Source organism: Mesorhizobium sp. M0496, from assembly GCF_040321205.1.
Classification (GTDB): Bacteria; Pseudomonadota; Alphaproteobacteria; order Rhizobiales; family Rhizobiaceae; genus Mesorhizobium.
Window position 1 is genome coordinate 38,926 of the sequence record NZ_JAMYRC010000002.1, and the last position, 19,481, is coordinate 58,406.

General features: G+C 58.0%; 19 protein-coding genes and 2 pseudogenes. 10 read left to right on the top strand and 11 right to left on the bottom strand.

What is annotated here, in order from left to right:
* Positions 1-68: 68 nt before the first annotated feature.
* From NKI73_RS03290 to NKI73_RS03300, 3 genes are all read right to left on the bottom strand, one after another.
* Complete coding sequence (locus tag NKI73_RS03290; RefSeq protein WP_352627392.1) at positions 69-1,523, bottom strand: ABC transporter substrate-binding protein; 1,455 nt, start codon at positions 1,521-1,523, stop codon at positions 69-71.
* A gap of 275 nt (positions 1,524-1,798) precedes the next feature.
* Complete coding sequence (locus NKI73_RS03295; protein WP_352627394.1) at positions 1,799-2,152, bottom strand: Rieske (2Fe-2S) protein; 354 nt, start codon at positions 2,150-2,152, stop codon at positions 1,799-1,801.
* Positions 2,153-2,163: 11 nt separating this feature from the next.
* Positions 2,164-3,246, bottom strand: coding sequence for an amidohydrolase family protein (locus tag NKI73_RS03300; protein ID WP_352627396.1), 1,083 nt, complete (start codon positions 3,244-3,246; stop codon positions 2,164-2,166).
* 132 nt (positions 3,247-3,378) lie between these two features.
* Between NKI73_RS03300 and NKI73_RS03305 the strand changes: the two genes are divergently transcribed.
* Both NKI73_RS03305 and NKI73_RS03310 read left to right on the top strand, forming a co-directional pair.
* Positions 3,379-4,236, top strand: a complete 858-nt coding sequence (locus tag NKI73_RS03305; RefSeq protein ID WP_352627398.1) for a LysR family transcriptional regulator — start codon at positions 3,379-3,381, stop codon at positions 4,234-4,236.
* A 91-nt stretch (positions 4,237-4,327) separates the two neighbouring features.
* Complete coding sequence (locus NKI73_RS03310; protein WP_352627400.1) at positions 4,328-5,404, top strand: FAD-binding oxidoreductase; 1,077 nt, start codon at positions 4,328-4,330, stop codon at positions 5,402-5,404.
* Positions 5,405-6,369: 965 nt separating this feature from the next.
* Here NKI73_RS03310 and NKI73_RS03315 read toward each other — a convergent pair.
* On the bottom strand, positions 6,370-6,546 hold the full coding sequence (locus NKI73_RS03315; protein WP_352627401.1) for a hypothetical protein: 177 nt from the start codon (positions 6,544-6,546) through the stop codon (positions 6,370-6,372).
* 801 nt (positions 6,547-7,347) lie between these two features.
* Between NKI73_RS03315 and katE the strand changes: the two genes are divergently transcribed.
* Together katE and NKI73_RS03325 are read left to right on the top strand one after the other, a co-directional pair.
* On the top strand, positions 7,348-9,459 hold the full coding sequence (gene katE / locus NKI73_RS03320) for a catalase (RefSeq protein WP_352627403.1): 2,112 nt from the start codon (positions 7,348-7,350) through the stop codon (positions 9,457-9,459).
* 304 nt (positions 9,460-9,763) lie between these two features.
* Complete coding sequence (locus tag NKI73_RS03325) at positions 9,764-9,943, top strand: hypothetical protein (RefSeq protein WP_352627405.1); 180 nt, start codon at positions 9,764-9,766, stop codon at positions 9,941-9,943.
* Between the two features lie 13 nt (positions 9,944-9,956).
* Here the strand turns inward: NKI73_RS03325 and NKI73_RS03330 are convergent, their stop codons facing one another.
* From NKI73_RS03330 to NKI73_RS03340, 3 genes and pseudogenes are all read right to left on the bottom strand, one after another.
* A complete protein-coding gene (locus NKI73_RS03330) occupies positions 9,957-11,762 on the bottom strand; it encodes a PAS domain S-box protein (RefSeq protein WP_352627407.1) in 1,806 nt (601 codons plus the stop codon).
* A gap of 209 nt (positions 11,763-11,971) precedes the next feature.
* Positions 11,972-12,499 carry a YciE/YciF ferroxidase family protein gene (locus tag NKI73_RS03335; protein WP_352627408.1) on the bottom strand — a complete coding sequence of 176 codons (528 nt, stop codon included), beginning with the start codon at positions 12,497-12,499 and terminating at the stop codon, positions 11,972-11,974.
* A gap of 715 nt (positions 12,500-13,214) precedes the next feature.
* Positions 13,215-13,490: pseudogene (locus NKI73_RS03340) on the bottom strand (FdhF/YdeP family oxidoreductase); the annotation flags it as partial.
* Between the two features lie 392 nt (positions 13,491-13,882).
* Between NKI73_RS03340 and NKI73_RS03345 the strand changes: the two are divergent.
* The 3 genes and pseudogenes from NKI73_RS03345 (at position 13,883) to NKI73_RS03355 (ending at position 16,207) form a co-directional block, all read left to right on the top strand.
* Positions 13,883-15,283, top strand: coding sequence for a phospholipase D family protein (locus NKI73_RS03345; protein ID WP_352627410.1), 1,401 nt, complete (start codon positions 13,883-13,885; stop codon positions 15,281-15,283).
* A 120-nt stretch (positions 15,284-15,403) separates the two neighbouring features.
* A pseudogene (locus NKI73_RS03350) lies at positions 15,404-15,499 on the top strand (transcriptional regulator); the annotation flags it as partial.
* A gap of 507 nt (positions 15,500-16,006) precedes the next feature.
* A complete protein-coding gene (locus NKI73_RS03355; RefSeq protein WP_352627412.1) occupies positions 16,007-16,207 on the top strand; it encodes a KTSC domain-containing protein in 201 nt (66 codons plus the stop codon).
* Between the two features lie 172 nt (positions 16,208-16,379).
* Here NKI73_RS03355 and NKI73_RS03360 read toward each other — a convergent pair whose 3' ends face one another.
* Positions 16,380-16,670: a DUF982 domain-containing protein gene (locus NKI73_RS03360; protein ID WP_352627414.1), complete on the bottom strand. Its 291-nt coding sequence runs from the start codon at positions 16,668-16,670 to the stop codon at positions 16,380-16,382.
* 138 nt (positions 16,671-16,808) lie between these two features.
* Between NKI73_RS03360 and NKI73_RS03365 the strand changes: the two genes are divergently transcribed.
* The 3 genes from NKI73_RS03365 (at position 16,809) to NKI73_RS03375 (ending at position 18,304) form a co-directional block, all read left to right on the top strand.
* A complete protein-coding gene (locus tag NKI73_RS03365) occupies positions 16,809-17,690 on the top strand; it encodes an ATP-dependent DNA ligase (protein ID WP_352627416.1) in 882 nt (293 codons plus the stop codon).
* On the top strand, positions 17,687-17,887 hold the full coding sequence (locus NKI73_RS03370) for a hypothetical protein (RefSeq protein ID WP_352627418.1): 201 nt from the start codon (positions 17,687-17,689) through the stop codon (positions 17,885-17,887). The genes NKI73_RS03365 and NKI73_RS03370 overlap by 4 nt, the downstream gene beginning before the upstream one ends.
* A 108-nt stretch (positions 17,888-17,995) precedes the next feature.
* Positions 17,996-18,304, top strand: a complete 309-nt coding sequence (locus NKI73_RS03375; RefSeq protein ID WP_352627419.1) for a DUF768 domain-containing protein — start codon at positions 17,996-17,998, stop codon at positions 18,302-18,304.
* 238 nt (positions 18,305-18,542) lie between these two features.
* Here NKI73_RS03375 and NKI73_RS03380 read toward each other — a convergent pair whose 3' ends face one another.
* The 3 genes from NKI73_RS03380 to NKI73_RS03390 form a co-directional block, all read right to left on the bottom strand.
* Positions 18,543-18,671 (bottom strand): hypothetical protein, encoded by a 129-nt coding sequence (locus tag NKI73_RS03380; protein WP_352627421.1) that lies wholly within the window; start codon positions 18,669-18,671, stop codon positions 18,543-18,545.
* Positions 18,672-18,783: 112 nt separating this feature from the next.
* On the bottom strand, positions 18,784-18,918 hold the full coding sequence (locus tag NKI73_RS03385) for a hypothetical protein (protein ID WP_352627423.1): 135 nt from the start codon (positions 18,916-18,918) through the stop codon (positions 18,784-18,786).
* A 34-nt stretch (positions 18,919-18,952) separates the two neighbouring features.
* Positions 18,953-19,477, bottom strand: coding sequence for an SOS response-associated peptidase (locus tag NKI73_RS03390; protein ID WP_352627424.1), 525 nt, complete (start codon positions 19,475-19,477; stop codon positions 18,953-18,955).
* Positions 19,478-19,481: the final 4 nt, after the last annotated feature.

Here is a 19,481-nt window from a genome sequence, read left to right on the forward strand (position 1 = left end):
GGCGGCAGCCCTGCACTCGGAGCAAGCCGACCGGAGCCTCACAACCATCGCGGCTCCGGCCCGCCATCTCATGCCGTGGCGATCCACCAGCGTTCGGCCATTTTCAGTCCATCGTTCTCCCAGTTAGGCGCCACTTCGCCATGTGCGAGCTTTTTGGATTGGGCGCTGACGAAATTGTTGAAGACCAGCACGATGCTGCCGCCATCATCGTGGGTTAACTGCTGCATCTCGGCGTACATCGCCGCTCGCTTGGCCTCGTCCGTCTCGGCCCGCGCCTTAACAAGCAATTCGTTGAAATGGGGATTTTTCCAGAAAGACTCATTCCAGCTGGAGTCGGCGGCGAAGGCTTGCGTGAACATCCAGTCGGCGGTGGCCCGACCGCTCCAATAGGATGCGCACCAGGGTTTCTTGAGCCAGACATTGTCCCAATAAGCGTCCTCGGCCTCTCGCACGACATTGACGTCGATGCCGCATTGGGCTGCCGTCTCGCGTATAAGCGAAGCCGCATCCACCGCGCCTGCAAAAGCGGCATCGGCGACCGAGAGATCCACCTTCAGGTTCTCCATTCCAGCTTTTTTCAGGTAGTGCTTGGCTTTTTCCGGATCGAAGCTGTGCTGCGGTTGCGGATCCTTGGCGAATTTGATCGCCGGCGCGATCGGGTTGTCATTAGCCACGGTGGCGTGGCCGAGAAAGATCTTGTCGACGATTTCTTGGCGATTGATCGCCCATTTCAATGCCATTCGCACGTCCGGGTTATCAAACGGCGCCATCGTGACATTCATCGGCAAGGTATAATGTCCGTAGCCAGTGACCTCGACGATTTCCACCTTCGGATTGCGTTTCAACATGCCGAGGGTCTTCAAGTCGGCACGGCCGATATAGTCCACCTCGCCCGTCGACAGGGCCGCCATGCGAGCGGCAAGATCTGTAATGGCGATGAACTCCACCTCGTCGAGGTAGGGCTTGCCGTTCTTGAAGTAGTTTGGATTGCGCTTGAGTTTGGCCGAAACGCCGGCCTGGAAATTCTCGAGCACAAAAGCGCCAGTGCGAACGCCTGAGGCCCAATCCGCCTTGCCGTCCTTGGCTGGCATGATGACCAGATGGTAGTCACTCATGATGTAAGGAAAATCGGCGTTGCCGCTCTTGAGAGTGAAGACAACCGTTTCCGGACCGTCCGCCTTTATGTCAGCAACGGAGTCCAAAAGCGACTTCGCCGCCGATTTGGTGTCAGCGCCCATATGGTATCGCAATGAGGTCACGACGTCGTCCGCCGTCACTGTCTTGCCGTTGTGGAACGTTGCGCCTTTGCGCAGCTTGAAGACCCAGGTTTTGGCCCCGTCCGAGGATTCGAAGCCCTCGGCGAGGTCCGGCTGGACATTGCCTTTTGCGTCGACCTCAGTGAGGCTGTTGGACAGCGAGCCCGAGAATGCGGTTTGTGTGAAGGTATCAGGGTAGCCGGCCGGATCGATCGAATCCGTCGTCGCGCCATGAGCCATCCCAAGCTTGGCGAAGCCTCCCTGCATCGGTTCGGCCCGTGCCGTGGCGACGAAGAGCGTGTCGGCAGCTGCTACGGTCAGGCCTGCGGCCAGCCAAGATGAATAAAGTCGCGGCGGGAAATCTTGCCGCGACCGATCAGACTTTGAGCGATACCAAGCTTGTATTCAGATTCTGACATTTGACTCTCCCATTGCGGAGTTCTCCGCGTTATTTCTCGTCAAGCACCTGCGAACAAATCTGCTAGTTGGCTGCGGCCACCTTTCCTTCGAATTTTTTCCAATCCCAATCGGCTTTGCGCCAATCAGGCCGTCACATAGATGCTGCCGGCTTCGACGGTGACTGGAAATGTGCGCGCGCGAACGGACGGATCGACCAAGGCCGCGCCTGACTTGATGTCGAATTCCCAGCCGTGCCAGGCGCATCGAACGATCTCGTTTTCGCGATGATAGATGAATTGCGCCTGTTCGACGGGCGCGGTCGTTCCACACTGCGGTCCCTCGCAAAGTGGAGCGCCGCGGTGCGGACAAACATTCAGCAGTGCGTGGAACGACTCTCCAATGCGGAAAACGCCAACCGAAAGGCTGCGAATCTTGGCGATAAAGGGGGACCCGGTTTCGATTTCGTCGACGCGGCAGATGTAGGTCTTTTCGGGCATCAGATGGTTCCTCAGGCGGCATTCGCCGCTTGCGCGCGCGGGATGCGTTTGTAGACCTCCAGCGCATTCAGTCCCATGATCTTGCTCTTCCAGGCAGGAGGGATCTGCAGTGTGTTTGCATCGTCGTAATCCCAGTGCGGATAGTCCGACGCAAACATCAGCGTGTTTTCGCCGTCCATCGCCTCGAGCGTGGACCACAGATGCTGGATGTTAGCGGGCTGTTCCAGCGGCTGCGTGGAAAAGCGGATATTGCGCCGGCAATATTCCGACGGCAGCATCTTCAGCCATGGCGTTTCCTTGCGCAGCGCTTTGTAATCGGCGTCCAGGCGCCACAGGACCGATGGGACCCAAGCGACGCCGCACTCGATAATCACGAAATAGAGGTCCGGCCATTTCTCGAAGACGCCATGCGCAATCATGCTTGCCACGTGCGACATTGCCGACATGTGGAGGATAGCGTGGGTCTCCCAGAAGAATGTCGTTGGGGCAGGAGCGATGGCAGTTGAATTCACTCCGCCATGGCCGCCCAGATGTATAGCGAAGGGCAACCCTACTTCAGCGCAGGCTTCGTAGATCGGGTGATAGAACGGGTCGCCATACGGCTTGACGGACCCTTGGGAAGCGAGCACCTGCACCATGCGCGGGTGGTTGCCAAGGCGACGTATCTCGGCGGCGGCGAGCTTTGGATCCTGTGGCGCGATGATGATCGAGCCCATGAAACGGTCGTCCTTCGGCAGCCACTGATCGATCTGGTAGTCATTGTAGGCGCTGACCAGGGCGCTGGCATAATAGGGGTTGGCGAGAGTTGACGCCTCGATCGGCTCATCGCCAGTCAGGATCGCCACATCGACCTTGTACTTGTCGAGGTGCTTCTCTTTCATGATGAGATAGTTATCGGCTTCAGTTTTTGGACGGACGTCCTTGCGAGAGAAGTCCTGCGGATGAAACCAGGGGCGATGGCCATGCGGAAAGGCGCCAACGGGACCTGTTTTCTCGCCCTCGATGAACATGTCTTTCCACAGGCCGCAAAGATAGGGCTGCAGTACCGTGGCGCTTGACCAGTAATTATGACAATCGCAGTCGATTATAAGCACTTTGTTCCGCTCCGTAGCCTCTTCCCGGCGATGCTGCCGGCCGCTGACTGGGGTGCAGCTTCCGCCTCGGGTTTCGTTTGATCAAGCTTATGAAACCTGCGAATGTGATCGAGTTTTTCGATCGGAGGTTCAATGCAGCTTGATCACATCGAAACCTTTCTCGACATTATCGAGTCGAGAAATTTCAATCGGACCGCGGATCGGTTGGGCTTGACCCAATCGACGATCAGCACCCGGATCAAGAACCTGGAGAGCGCAATCGGGTCCGAACTGTTCCAGCGTGGACGCGCCGGGGCAGAGCCGACAGCCGCAGGACGCCGGTTCGAAGCTTACGCCAGGTCTCTGCTCTCGACCTGGTCGCAAGCTCGCCACGATGTACGCGCGTTCAACCGTTTCGAAGGCACCTTGCGCGTTGCCGCCCAAGTGGGCATGACCCGCTCAGTCCTGCCCGGTTGGGTTGAAACACTGTGCCAAGCACTTCCGAAGTCCTCAATCCATATCGAGTCGGATTACTCGAACCAGATGGTCAGCGATCTGAGTATGGGAAATCTGGATATCGCGGTGCTTTATGCCCCTCGCTACTTGCCTGAGATCGCCTATGAGCACCTGATGGTCGAGGAATATGTAATGGTTTCGACTGCGGCCAGAACGCTCTCGGACGTTGATCCTGACACCTACATCCGCCCAGGCTACACCGTTCTACTGGAGAAAACGCACGCAGAGCTGCTGGCTCAATTGGCGATCTGTCGACTTTCGACCGGATCGGAAACGCTGGCGGAGATCATGCTCCGGCGAACGGGCGGCACTTGTTACATGCGAAGCGACGATGCGCGCCGGTTTACCGCTGAGCTTCCATCGTTCCTCGTCGAAGGAGCGCCGACGCTGCATCAGCCAGTCCACACGGCGATACTGGCACGTCGCAAACACGAACTGATCATTCGCAAAGGCATCCGAGCTCTCCATCTCGCCGTTATGTCGCTCGAAGTTTAATCGAAATTGCCGATCATAACGTTGGGTTAATGTTGCTGTTTTACGGGCTAAGAACTGGCATGTTCGCTCGACCTCAAAGCCGAGCCGAACAATGAACGCACACGCTTCCGTCCAAACCTCCGATGTTGTGCCCACCTTGCGTCAGCGGCAATGGGCAGAAAAGACGCGAAATGTTGTTCTCTGCCGTCACGTAATCGACGAGACGCACGATGTGAAAACATTCGTTCTCACATCTGCCGCGGATCGGATGTTCTGCTTCAGCGCCGGCCAATATGTCCTCGTGCATCTCAGAATTAACGGTACCGCGATGACGCGCTCCTACTCTGTATCATCACCGCCGACGCGACCGCTTGATCTTCAGATCACGGTGAAACGAACGCCGGGTGGGCTTGCTTCTAACTGGCTCCATGACAATTTGAGGCCGGGCAGTAAGATCGAGATCGAAGGGCCGCTCGGCTCGTTCAATCTTGATGAGTTGCCGTCTCAGAAGCCCGTTTTCCTTTCGGGCGGCAGCGGCGTGACGCCGACCATGTCCATGCTACGTGCGCTTACCGACCGCGCAGACGACAGGCAGATCCACTTCATTTACAGTGCGAAAACGCCAGGCGACATCATCTTCCGATCGGAACTGGACGCACTTGCCGCTCGCTTTGCCAACGTGCACGTGACTTTGGTTTGCAGTCAGGGAGGTCCCGCTTGGACGGGCTCAACCGGTCGAATTGATGGTCGGATGCTGCTGAACCTGGTTCCCGATCTCCACAAGCGCACCGTTTTTGCCTGTGGGCCCGAAGGGTACATGAAGACGGCACGCGCCTGCCTTGACGCAATTGGCTTGGCACCGGCACAGTATCACGAGGAAAGCTTCGGAGGCAGCAGCAGTTCGCGTCCGGAATTGGGTTCGGCGGTTCGGTCTTCGGTCCGTTTCTCCCGCTCGGGTGTGGAGCATCACTGCACGTCCGGAGAGACCCTGCTGGAAGCGGCACGGAACTGTGGCATTTACATTCCAACTGCCTGCCAGCAGGGCGTTTGCGGGACGTGCCGGATAGCCAAACTATCCGGCGAAGTTGTCATGGACGACCTAGGCGGACTGAACGCTGAAGAGAAGTCGGCCGGCTATGTCCTGGCATGTTGCAGCCGCCCGCAAGGATCGGTTTTGCTCGACGTTTAACCCCGCGCTGCAGAGCATTGAAGATGTCGGCGGTCGCACGCTTTGGCGTTCATGGGCTGGCTTGAAAATAAGAAGCCGCCGCCGCCATTGAGGCGCGCAGGCCCGTCCCCTGTCTACCTCAGTTTCCGGGTTCACCTCTCCCCCGTAGCTCCAAGTGCTGGGGAAGACATAAGCGCTAAGGCATTGCTGAATATGATGGTGACGTCGCTTTTGCTTGCCTATTCGCCATGGGGCCGCAACTCGGAAAGAGATTTCTTGGAACGATAACTTGCCGAGGGCCCAGTTTGCCCGCGCCGACTTTGGCCCCGAGCCATTCCTAATTTGAGGAACCCTCTGCCAGTTTCCCGGTTATGAAACCGAAGGGACATTGTCGCCTGAAACAGGAGATGAGAATGAAACGGCTTCTTTTCGCATCAGTCATAATGGCGTTATCTACCGGCCTTGCCTTCGCTCAGTCGAGCGCCACAACCAGCGGATCGTCAGCGACAACGACGACCACTACAACGGTGCCAAGTACCAGTGATCCGGCAACAGACTCTACCACAACGAGTGGGACCAATCCAAACTCGGCGAAGGACTGCGCTCCTGGTCAACAGACCGGCAGCGCGAAACAAGCGGCTCCCGGACAGCAGGACACTGACGCCAAAACAGCTGCCCCTGGCCAGATGAAGACTACGACCGAAGGGTGCTAAGCGTACTTGGTCAGCACTAATTTTAAAGGAGCTCGATCTATCAGCCGCAATTCGACCGGGCTCCAGAGCTTTCGAGAAACGCTTACTCCTGCCAACGTCTTCGCAAGAGGGGCAATGGGTAGATACGAATCGCGTGTCGGGTACCCCGGGCCGGCGCCAAATGACAAAAATGGCGGCAACGGATTGGGTTTAGACCGGGCCGACTGGCCGTTCTGAGCCACAGCCGCAGCGAAGAGTACCTCCGGCATGACCCGTTGCTACTCAACCGCAGGCTCAATCGGTTATGAACGCAGCGTAATTGCCGAGGATCAGTATCGCCGCCCCGGCGGTCACAAGGACGGCAATCCCGAACATCATGCGAAACCATTGCTTCAATAGCAGATTCGCTTCCTTGCCTGCGGCGATGTAGCCGACATCACAAGCGAAGCCGAATAGCTTGACGGGGAACACCGCGACGACACCGACATTTAGCCCGATCGCCAGGCCAGTCAGCGAAACACCATGCGCAAATGAAGACGGCGAGGGTGAGCAATTGCCGGGTGTTGTCTGTCATCGGCGTGCACTCATCCTTACGTCGTCGCAGGCCGCTCTTGCAGGCCTAATATACGCTTATGCTAATGTACTCACAAATCGTGCGCGCCCTCGTCGCGCCGGCAGCGAAAAGGCGCTGGGCCGAAATCATCGGTTTCTTCTTGACGAGGCGCCGAAGCGTTAGGGGCTATCAGCGGACGGCCGCTGGCCTGACCAGCGAACACTGACCTTGCCGGCTGGTCAAATATGCCCTCACGTAGTCACACGCATCCGCATGGAGTGCTATCGCCGAGAGATGGAAACTCAAGCGCAAAATCCCGCTTAGCGTCGAGGGTTGCTCAGTGTCACGCCGGCACCACCGGCATTCTCGGGAATAAACTCGACGCCGGCCGCTGCGAGAACGGACAGCATGCGCTGCTTAGCGTCTTAGACATCAGGCGGGTGTCTTTTGAAATCTCCCACGATCTACACCGCCAGCTTCCGCGCGATCTCGGCGTCGGAGCCAGTCCACGACACTGCCCACGATTCCCTTCGCGTTGATTTTGTTTACTCCCAAGAACTCCGCCGTTCGTCTCACCTGGGCCCTGCGGTCGGGTCCGCACAGTGCGCCTAAAACCATCGTCGAAGAAATTGGCTTGGAAGCCCGGTTCCGTGGAACCTGGAGCCTTGCCGCAGGTTGCTCCAGCAGTTCATCGCAGAGCAAGCCCAAAGGAGGACCGCATGGCGCGTAAAGCAGCTCCCCTCAATCCCAATGCCGCGACGATCCACGACCAAGCCCTTGTTCGAGGGCAGGGTGGAGAGCTGCACCAAATTGCAGAAGGTAACACACACATTTTGACGACGGCCCAGGGAGGCCCGGTCGCCGACGATCAGAATACGCTCAAGATCGGAGCACGTGGTCCAACTCTCATCGAGGATTTCCACTTCCGCGAAAAGATCTTCCATTTCGACCACGAGCGCATTCCCGAGAGGGTCGTGCATGCCCGGGGTTATGGCGCCCACGGCTTCTTCGAGACTTACGACTCCCTCACCAAATACACCCGTGCCGACATTTTCCAACGTGCTGGCGAAAAAACCCCGGCGTTTGTTCGCTTCTCGACGGTGGCAGGCAGCAAAGGCTCGTTCGACCTCGCCCGCGATGTACGCGGTTTCGCGGTGAAGCTGTATACGAAGGAGGGCAACTGGGACATTGTCGGAAACAATATTCCGGTGTTCTTCATCCAGGATGCCATCAAGTTTCCCGACGTGATCCATTCGGTAAAGCCGGAGCCCGATCGGGATTTTCCACAGGCCCAGTCGGCGCACGACACCTTTTGGGATTTCATCAGCCTGACGCCGGAATCCATGCACATGATCATGTGGGTGATGTCTGATCGAGCGATTCCGCGGTCGTTCCGTTTCATGCAGGGTTTCGGAGTCCACACCTTCCGCCTGGTCAATGCGGCCGACGAATCCACGTTCGTGAAATTCATCTGGAAGCCCAAGCTCGGCATGCAATCGGTCGTCTGGAATGAGGCGGTCAAGATCAATGGCGCCGATCCGGACTTTCACCGCAGGGATCTCTGGAACGCCATTCAAGCCGGCCAATTCCCGGAATGGGAACTCTGTCTGCAACTTTTCGACCAGGAATTTGCCGACAGCTTCGATTTCGACATCCTCGACCCTACCAAAATCATCCCGGAAGAGGTCCTGCCGCCGATACCCGTTGGCCGGCTTGTCCTCGACCGCATGCCGGATAACTTCTTCGCCGAGACCGAACAGGTCGCGTTCATGACCCAGAATGTCCCGCCGGGCATCGACTTCAGCAACGACCCGCTCCTGCAGGGCCGCAACTTCTCCTACCTCGACACCCAGCTGAAACGCCTCGGCAGTCCCAATTTTACCCATCTGCCGATCAATGCGCCGAAATGCCCGTTCCATCATTTCCAGCAGGATGGCCATATGGCGATGCGCAACCCGATCGGACGGACGAACTACCAGCCGAATTCGTTCGGTGCTGGACCGCGCGAATCCCCCGAGCACGGTTTTCGCTCCTTCGCTGATGGCGAGGAGGGGCAAAAAGTACGGCTGCGCCCAGAGAGCTTCTCTGACCACTACAGCCAGGCCGGCCAGTTCTTCAACAGCCAGACGCCTCCCGAGCAGCGCCACATCGTCCAAGCGCTGACCTTTGAGCTCAGCAAGGTGGAAACCCCGGCTATCCGGAAGCGAATGATCGCGCACTTGTTGAACATCGACGAAGGGTTGGCCGCGACAGTCGCCGACAAGCTCAACATTGCCGATTTGCCGAAGCCGGCGGACGCAACGGTGGCACCGAGAAAGGATCTGGAGCCATCGCCGGCCTTAAGCATCATCGAGAACGGCCCCGACAGTTTCGAGGGCCGCAGGGTCGGTGTACTGGTCAGCAATGGAGCCGACGCTGCTCTGTTCAAAGCCTTGCAGGCGGCGATCGAAGATGAAGGGGCGACCATGGAAGTCATTGCCCTGAAGGTGGGCGGTGTGCAGGCTGATGACGGCACCGAGATTACTGCGAAGCATATGATCGACGGCGGCTCGTCCGTGCTGTTTGACGCAGTGGCTCTCCTGCTCACCGAAGAAGGTGCGGAACTGTTCACGGGAGAGGCGGCAGCCCGGGATTTCGTGGCGGATGCCTTCGCCCATTGCAAGTTTATCGGGTTCACGCCCGGGGCGGTTCCTCTTCTGGCCAAGGCAGGCGTCGATCCGGTCGCCGATGAAGGCGTCATTCCTTTGACGGATGGGGACGCTGCTGGAACGTACATAGAGGCGTGCCGCAAACTTCGACTGTGGGCGCGAGAGGCGAGCGTCAAGCTATAGGAGAGATTCATCCGGCAGGCCACGGCCTGCCGGATGAGCTGGAGCGTACCTTTCGAACTGAAAGGAATGAGTCGTGCCTGACGAAGAAACCAGGCGCCCGGTCATAACCCCGCAAGCCGTGCGGGCGCTGGCGCGCGAGTGCGGAGTGACCGAGAGTCAAATCCGTGAGATCGTTTCATTGGTCGGGACGGACAGGGCGTCGATCTTGCGCGAGGCCCGGCTTCTTCAAAAGGGCGGCGGTTGAATCTTCGGCTTTGTATGGATTTCCGACCAAAGGACGGACTGGCAGGAGGAGGATGCGCCAATGGCGAAAGCGAAGGACACCGGCCGCAAAGTCGAGAAGGACGCTCAAGGGCAATATGTGCGTAGCGACCACGGTCGCAAAAACGATGGCGTGACGAGCGTCAAACCGCGCGTGTTGCCGAACCAGCCGACACAAAATTCCAAGGCCGAGGGCGCTGAAGGCTGGCGCAAACGCGATTGACAGCCTCTTCAGCCTAAAGAGCCGCATTATCCGTCGAATAATGTTCAGTGCCGCGCTCGTCGTCGAACAGCGAAGCCTCGACGAAAGATGCCGGCGCCTCGAGCCTCCAGTGCACATCGTTGGCGCCGTAGATCAGCTCTGCGGTCCCACTTAATGCCTGCGCAGTAACGCGATTGAGCACCACGCTCCCAAAGCCATTGCTCCCGATCGACTTGATCCCAGGGCCGTTCTGCTCCGCCCAGGTCAGTTTGAATGTCTGACTGCCTTGCCCACCAGCAACGCCCCACGTGACGGCAATGATGCCGCGGTGGCCGGACAACACTCCGTATTTGGCGGAGTTTGTGCACAGTTCATGGAATGCGATTCCGAGATATTGGACGGCATGGGGAGTGAGCGTGACGGGAGGACCTGCCATGGTGATCGCGTCTTCGCGACCAAAGGGTTTGGCTTGGGCCAAGAGCAGATCGGAGATTGTGGCGCCTTTCCAGTCAGCCGATATCAACAGATCGTGCGACCTCGACAGCGCCATGATGCGCTCCCGCACCTGTTTTTCGAACACGTCGGAGCTTTCCGAACGCTTGTTGGTCTCGCGAATCATTGAAAGGATCACCGAGTATTGGTTCTTCACGCGGTGATTGACTTCGCGCATCAGCATGCGGATGCGGCGTTCGTTCTCCTTGGTTGCGGTTATGTCGCGGGCAATCTTTGAAGCACCGACGATGCGGCCGGTGGCGTTGCGGACCGGCGAAATGGTGAGCGAGACCGGCACCTGTGTCCCATTTTTGCGTTGGCGGATTGTCTCGTAGCTCTCGACCCGTTCGCCGCACCGGAGACGCTCGAGGATCCGCGGCTCTTCATCATGGTGGTCAGGCGGGATCAGCATGGTGACATGCCGTCCCACGGCTTCGGCGGGGGTATAGCCGAACAGCCGCTCGGCGCCCTTGTTCCAGCTCTTGATGAACCCGTCCAAATCCTTGCTCACAATCGCATCGAAGGACGATTCGACGATTGCTGAAAGGTGTTGGACGGCATCCTCGCCTCTTTTGCGGTCGGTCAGGTCCAACAGCATATTAACGGCGCCGACCAAATTGCCGTGCTCGTCCCTAAGTGGAGTCGGAAATGGCAAGAACGGAAAAAAACTCCCATCGGGACGCTGCGCTATGGCCTCGACATTACGGACCGGACGATTTTCCTTGAGCGTGATTGCCATGGGGCATTGGTCGTGGGGCAATTCGTCCCCATCGACCGTGAACAGGCGGAAAGTGACACACCACTGATCCTGGCCAATCTTCGGTTCCCGGCCGGCAAGTTCGGCCGCAGCCCTGTTACAGTAGGTGATGATACCTCGTGCGTCGGTGGTGTAGACCGCGACCGGCAATGCATCCAGGATTTGGTGGAAGCGATCCTCATTTTGGTTCATTGCCAATTCGGCAGACTTGAGCCGGGTCACGTCGACGGTGAAACAGCGCGAATGCACCAGTTGACCATTTTCGAAACGACCGCTGGAACTGACTTCCACGTGCTTGATGGAACCATCGCGTGCACGGAGTTTGGCCGGATATCGTTCGACGGCTTCACCTCGCGCGAGGCGGGCGAGAATATCGGTGATGGCATGCTCATCAGCATGAAAGCTAGCGATATCGCGACCGATATAATCAGGGGCTTCGTAGCCCAAGAGGTTCAACTCGGCTTTGTTGGCATGGAGAATAAGGCCGGCTCCATCAACGATGTGCAGACCAATGCCGCCGTTTTCGAAAAAGTCCTGATAATCAATTTGGGGAAGCCCAAACCCGCCCCCCGTGATAACTGCGCTTTCCATGAACCCGTAATTCCCCTGCCGGCCACGCGCGGTAGCCTTGTGAAACGTCGGCATCCCACAATGGTTCCGGGCTCAACCTTCCGCATGGATGGGCGTTCAATGCCGTTGAAGGCCGCTCGCGTATTGGAGTAAACTGACTCTGACTCCATCCATACAGCAATAGAAATGGTCCCGGCAGACCCGCCGGGACCATTGAAAACCGTCTCAATTCAAGCCGCTTGGAGTTCGGCCGCCCGGTCGTTCACGCCGGCTTCGCCCAGTGACGTCAGGGCCTTGTCGGTAGCCTTCTCCTCCTCGAGGGTCGCGCTGAGAAGTTCAACGATATCGTCCTTGCCAAGGGAAGTGGCCCACGCAATCAGAGTGCCGTAGCGCGCGATCTCGTAGTGCTCGACTGCCTGCGCGGCGCCAACGAGCCCGGCGTCAAGCGACGTCGAACCCTTATAGTCCTCGAGAATTTCGGATCCTTCCTCGATAATGCCGTCGATGGCGGGGCAGGTTTTTCCGCGCGCAGCCGCGCCGAGGATTTCGAAAACCTCCTCAAGCCGCTCCACCTGGCCTTCGGTTTCGGCAAGATGCTTTTCGAAGGCTGCGGTGACCTGCCCATCATCCGCGCCCTTGGCCATCTTCGGCAAGGCCTTCAGAATTTTCTTCTCGGCGTAATAGAGATCCTTGAGACCGTCGAGGAACAGATCCTCAAGGCCCTTGGTCTTCGCACTTGCCTTCTTGGTGGTTGCCATCGCTGCGTCCTCCTTGTTTGACTTGCTTGAAATGAACCGTCAGGGGCATTTCCTAACTCGGATAGAAGCCGGCGGTTCCCTTGCAAAACTATTTAAATGGCTCGTCCAGGAAACTTCGGAACGTCGGTTCGCCGTTTGGCCGTATCCGAGTTTTTTCAGCTGGTCCGCTGACAGCGCGAGAGCGCGATGCCGATTTCAGGGCCAGCCGGACTGAAGGGCAATGTGGCTGTTTTCCTGGAATAGGAGCAAGCGCGTTTTTGCGCTGCGGGCCTCGAAGGGCGGCCTCTACGAGCGCCGGCGTTTTCGTTTTTAACATCCGTTTATCATCGCTTCCCTCCTGCTAGCTCAGCCTCCGCATTCGAGGAAAGTAGCAACGAGGCGGATGTCTGGGCTGTATTCAGGTCCGTTACTGTACTCTTTGGCGACGGCTAACAGTTGTTCAAAGCTCAACCCAACTATCGAGCCGGTAGTCGTTCTCGACCCCCTTCTTGCGAGGGCCGGCGGAGCCGCATAGGCAGAAGCTTGTCGCGAAGCCTGTCAATGCCAGCGTCATCAACAAGCATGCAATCGGTCCCCGCAGGCGAATTTGTGAGCGCGGCGGAACCTTCCGACCGCAGCAGCTTTACTCAGATGAGCGGACGGGAATGCCAACGCAGGCTGATGCAAATATTCGCTGCTCGGGCATTTCAGCGATCTCGATTGCGACACCACCTTCTGCCCACGCCACCGGAAGATACTTGTCGCTGATCGCATCCCAGCGCATAGGATGGGTCAACCGGCCCTGTTCCTCCAAGTCGTGATCTGGCCAGCGTTCCAAGTCGCTTAGCGTGTGTTTTTCGAAGAACGCGGGGTCGGCCCGTCGGGACGTGATTTCCCGAGCTGTCGCCTTTGCTCCGCTTTCGCAGAATTCGAGCGGATGCGATTGGGCGGGTTTTGCGCAGGCACAACTGACGCATATATACCCTTCTGGCTTATTCTGGATCGAAAGCAGCCTTGGCGCTTATAGAGGGACGTGCTCTCTCGCGATGGTCGCGCCCACAGATTTCGCTGAGCCCCAGCCGCCGACCGGTCCGCCATAGCGTCTAATTGTGGTCGACCTTGTTTTCGATGTCATTTCTGCCTCGTTTGCATAAAGCGAGGCCAGACTTGGTCTTACCCATATCGACGCGATGCCCGCCGGCAAGTGAAGCGACATTCGAGAACGTACCGGAATGATCCAGGATACTGCTCAGTCTGCCGAGCCCGGATACATAGGACTTGGAATCTGGCGCGTGGTTCCACGAAGGATTAGACGCTCCTCATGCAACTAGATTGCCCTTCGAGGGTTCTTGCTATGATTTTGAGCAAGGGCAACTTCTGTTGCCGTCCAAAGGCAACCAATTCATGGACGTTCCCATCGCGCTGACAACGGACGCCAATATCAAAGCGGGCAAGAGCGGCTTGCTGCTCGTCTCGGACAATTGTGATGCCTTCACCATGCGCGTTCTCGCGGCAAGAAGCTCGGTTCGCACTCTCGACCTTATGTACTACCTCTGGCATGACGACCGTACCGGGCGCTCGCTTCTTCAGGAAGTTTTCCAAGCCGCTCAGCGGGGCGTGCGCGTGCGGATGCTTCTTGATGACGTGAACCCGCGTAAGAGCGATTCTTCTTATCTGGCGCTGGGCAGCCATCCAAACATCGAGCTGAAGCTCTTTAACCCGAGTGGGGTCAGGGCACGAGGCATTGTACGCAGTATGGAAGTTCTCCTGCGGCTTTTTGCATTGACCCGCAGGATGCATAACAAGGCGTGGATCGCCGACGGCAACGTCGCCATCGTCGGTGGGCGAAACATAGGCGATGCCTATTTTGATGCCGCAGAAACTAACTTCCGTGACCTCGACGTGCTGCTCCTGGGTCCTGCCGTGCAGCAAACCGCCCAAATATTTGAGAAGTTCTGGGCTTGCAAAGATGCCAAGCCGATTGGCGAACTTGGCCCATCCGCTGAGACCATGCTTGCCGACTTATTTGAAGGAAGCGATGCGGGACCCGAGTCAAAGCTTTTAGACGGGATCTGTGACCAAGCATCCATCGCGCAGTTTATCGCGACCAGTAACGACGTGCATTGGATAAAGCATGTTCGAGTGATTTCCGATCCTCCGGAGAAGGTCCGCGGTTGGAGGCGCCGCAGCTGGCTGATGAAGGAACTGCTTCTCCACATTCAGTCAGCCCGTATTTGCCTGGAAATCGTTTCCCCCTATTTTATCCCAGGCAAAAGGGGGGCCGCGATGTTGTCCGATCTCGTTGACAACGGGGTGGACGTCGCGGTGCTGACCAATTCCTTGGCGGCTACCGATGTCGCCGCGGTCCACGGTGCCTATGCGAATTATCGCAAGCGATTGCTCAGAAACGGCATCAAACTTTTCGAGCTTCAGCCCTTTAGCCGGCAACAGGCGATCTCGGTGTTCGGCTCTAAGGGCGCCAGTCTGCATACCAAGACTTTCAGCGTTGACGACAGGATGGGTTTCGTCGGCTCCTTCAATTTCGATCCACGGTCTGTGTCTTTGAATTCGGAAATGGGTGTGCTTTTTGAGGATGAGAAGCTGGTCGCCGAATTGCGACGGCAATTTCAATCAGAGATCTCACCGGAAACGAGTTATCGGCTCGAATTGAGAAACAATGTGCTGCACTGGCATGGTCGTGACGAAGGCAGGGTCCAGCATTATATCCACGAACCAGAAGCCGGAATTTACCGCCGTATTTTGGCGGTCCTCGTGCGCCACCTTCCGATCGAGTCTCAGCTCTAGGCAGCAATACTCCGGACCGTCACGGCCTTGAGCATCGACCAGCAGATCGAGGTCATGATGATTATCCTGCGTACTTGCGCCACAGCAACCCACCTGTCAGCGGCATGACATGGTGTGAAATTGGCCCGCCGGCTGCCATCACTCAACGCCCTTAAAGCCTTCGAGGCGGCGCGCCACGAAAACTTCACCAGGGCGGCGAACGAACTTTCCGTGACGGCCGTTCTGGCGCTCGGCTGCGGGATGACGGTCCGGCAGTTCAACCAGCTGCCGCCGCAAAAGCAAGCCGAGGTGCAACCGGGCCTGTCTTGCCCTCATGTCGCCGGCCATCTCGCACCGCTGGCCGACCCCAAACCGGCCGAGACCCGCATTAATTCCCCGCAGGCATCTGTCGCTCGAGCAGATCGGCCGCTGGCTTCTGCGCAACAAAGCCTCGCTGCCACATGGCCATTTCGGCCCTTGGCTCGACAAGCAGGAAGGGCTTTCCCGGGCGATGGCTTCGCAATGCATGGGCCTGGCCACAGGCGGGCGCCAGGACGCGCCGGACGCTCCAGCGCTGTAGGACAGCGGCCGGCATTGATGCGCGCTGGCGATATCCCAAGGGCATTTTAGCAAAACCTGAAACAAAAGCCGGGTCGGACCGTTTGCAAGGTGCCAGACCCACACTCTCTGGCACCTTCAGACTCTCCCGCCGGCTTCGGCTGGCGGGCTCTTTTGGACCCTACCATGCCGTCGACCTCGATACGCAAGTTCGACTATGACCCGAACACCAAGGTTCTCTCGGTCTGGTTTGTAGCGAGCGGTAAGCACTACGAGTTCTTGGACGTACCGGTTGAGGCGTTTGCCGCGTTCAATTCCGCCTTTGCCAAGGGCCGCTATTTCAACGACCACATCCGCAACCGCTACGCGTTCCGGTTGGTGACATAAAGCTCCAACTCCAAGGCTCATGTTCGGGCTGATCGTGCCAAGCGACCTGGCGGAAGTCGCGCAGGTCGAGCCGCTGGCCGCATACGGGACAGGTCATGAAATTTGTCGCGCTCGTCCGCAGGCTCGGCGCCGTGCCGCTTACGAGGGATGATCGGACCTAAATCCGACAGCTTCATATCTGTATGTCCTTGCTCACGTCATCCAGCATTTTGAGTGCATCACTCTTCTCTGCGGGTTGCAGTAGGCGCTGGTCGATAGCGGCGGCCTTGAACGCCGCGAAAGCGATGGCCGGACTGCAGCTTCCACCTTTGGCAGCCGCGATTAACCGGCACGCATCCCTATAGGGTGCCGCTCCCTTATTTGGCCACTGACCTTGGAGCGCTGCCTCAGCCTCGCAGATAGAAGAAACCGTCATTGATTTCGCGTCCACCAGCTTAATCGAAAGCGGTAAAAAGTTGCCCATGATGCCTGACCTCCCGATCATTGAAGCGCCGATAACGCAACAGGGGCATTTTTGGTTGCGGGTCCAACTTTAGATAAAATTTCGGAACCATTTTAGCGCATGCTAATTGAATCACGGGTTGCGTGGTGTGGGGCTCGAATGCTTAAGCGGGCAGGCGGCCGGCGGCTGGCGTTTATCGAGCCGTTAATGCCGACCTTGGTGGAGAAACCTCCCGAAGGCGCCGACTGGATTCATGAAGTCAAATTCGACGGATACCGCTCTCAGATAGTCATCGACGATGCCGGCGTGCGCATCCACACCAGGCGCGGCCTTGATTGGTCATCGAAGTACCGTGACCTCGTTAAGGCGGCTCGTGAGCTTGGCGTCGAGAGCGCCATAATCGACGGGGAGATTATCGTTCTCAACGAAGCGGGTCTGTCTGACTTCGCGGCTTTGCGCAAGGCCATCACCAGCCGTCAGCAAGACCTCTATTTCGTTGCTTTCGACCTGCTGCATCTGAACGGCCACGATCTGCGCGACATGCCCCTGGAGGACCGTCGTGAGATCCTGACCGAGATGATCCCGGAAGGCGGCCGTATCCAATTCAGCCAGGCGCTGCCCGGCGATGCAAAGGCGATCTTCCATCTCGTCGACCAAGCCGGGCTTGAGGGCATGGTGTCCAAGCGCAAGGACAGCAAATATCGCTCTGGCAACTCGACGGCCTGGCTGAAAACGAAGGCTTTCACGATCGACGAATACGATCTGCTTGGCGTGGAGCGCGAGGCCGGCAAGCCCGCGTTCGCTCTGATGGCCGAGCGCGGGACCGGGCGCTATGTCGGCAGCGCTTTCGTCACCTTGAGCCGTGAAATGCGCGAGCGGCTATGGCAGCGCGTCCAGAAGCACCCAGGGACGGCGCCCAAGGGCAGCATGAAGCGGCCGGCGACGCAATGGGTCAAGCCGGGGCTGATCGGCCGTGTGAAGCACTTGCGCGGCGAGGAAGATTTGCGGCACGCTTCACTGCAGGATTTCCGGGAAGAATGAGCAAGCGCGGCAACGATTTTCTTTACCATTGGATATCGGATCATTTACCGGACGATCCGATCATCGACCCAGTGCTACTGGTGATCGACATGGCCGTGGACGCGAAGCAGGCGGCGGAGAGCCAAGGCATTCCCGGCCAAGAGATCGATGAAGAAATCGGCACGATATACAAATTCATCATGCAGGGTTTGCGCTGAGAGGAGCAGCCAAACAGCACAAAGCGGAACTTAATATCGCCGGCCAAATTGGTTCAGCATGGACGCAGGACGAAATCCCGAACGACTGATGCCAAGCCCTCCCTCCAGATGGCAAAACCGCAAGGGCGTATTGATATTGGCCGCTGTCTTGTTGCTCGCGACTGGCAGCTTCGCCAGCTGGTGGATCATATTTCGATGAGCACGCGCGGCATCAACTTCCTCGACAAATGGATGGCGGAACATCTCCCGAATGCCATGACCGACGATCCCGTGGCCATCAGCGATCTTGCAGACGAAGCGATGAGGGCAGCCGACAAGGCAGGGATTCCCGCCGCTGAAATCAACGAAGAAGTCGGCAGCGTGCTCGAGGCCATTTTCGATGCCATGCAGCATCGCGCTGGCGGCTTGGCAGACTGATGGACTGCGATAAAGGAAAAGCCGGCGGACGTCGTCTTGGGGAAGGCGTCGCCGGCAAGTGGCAGGCATGGGTGGGCGGGGGGCGGACGGTAGCCTGCCAATTCATCAGCGCCGGCACTATGATCTCAACTGATCAACTTAGCTAGCGGTAATTTGGCGCGATCCAACTGGGCTCAGATTTGCCGGGACAACCTGCAGAGCGCTCGCCAACGACATGCTCACAAACCCGGTCGAAGACCTACGCGCGCACGCCGAGGAAAAATAGCGCCAGCAGCACGACAAAAAGCACGGTGGCGATCACGACTCCCCACATGAGGACTTTTCGGGTGCCGCGCCGTTCATCATCGCGAGATAAATTCTCCGCCATTGCACAATCCTATCGTGAAGCAATTACTAGAAACGTGGGATATCGAGGCCGGTTCCCACAAACCATCAGGTAACCCTTCGGGAGAGCGGCACGAGCCTCAGCGGTTCGTCACTCATAGCGGGTTGATCGGCCCGACCAAGGCGGGATGGTCGTTGGGCAGCTTGTTGAGGACGGTCGAATTGACCTCCCGGCCGACACGGTTGAACTGCACCTGGCCATCGATGTCGTGGCTGAGGATGTCCTTCAAACTATCCGTTGGCGTCGTCGGGTCTAGCCACACATCATAGTACGCGGGGTCGAGAATGACGGGTTTGGCGATCGTGCAGGTTGTTCATCGGGTCGCCCGCAGGCTCCGTGATGATGGTGGAACTGGTAATGTCGAGATTGGAATTGTAGGCCCACAGGCCGGCGAATGAGAACGGCGCATGGCCGGGCTGGTAGATATGCCAAGGGTCTTTCTTGCCGTCGGCCGGCGAAATGGTCCACTCATAGAAGCCGTCGGCCGGGATCAGACAGCGCTTCGACTTGAACGCGTCGCGGAAAGCCGGGGCGGAATCGACGCCTTCGATCCTGGCGTTGAACATAGCCGCCTTAGGCATGTCCTTCGCCCAAAACGGAACGAGCCACCAGCGGCCGTCACGGAGCTTATGATTGCCGTCTTCGCCGGCGGTGACGAATGGGACTTCCTCAGTCGGGGCGATGTTGTAGCGAGGGGCGTCGTTGCGCCGGGTCTCAGCCGGCGCCGTCAGGCGATAAAGCCGGTGGATTTCGGACCAGGTCAAGTATCTGGTATAGCGGCCGCACATGCCT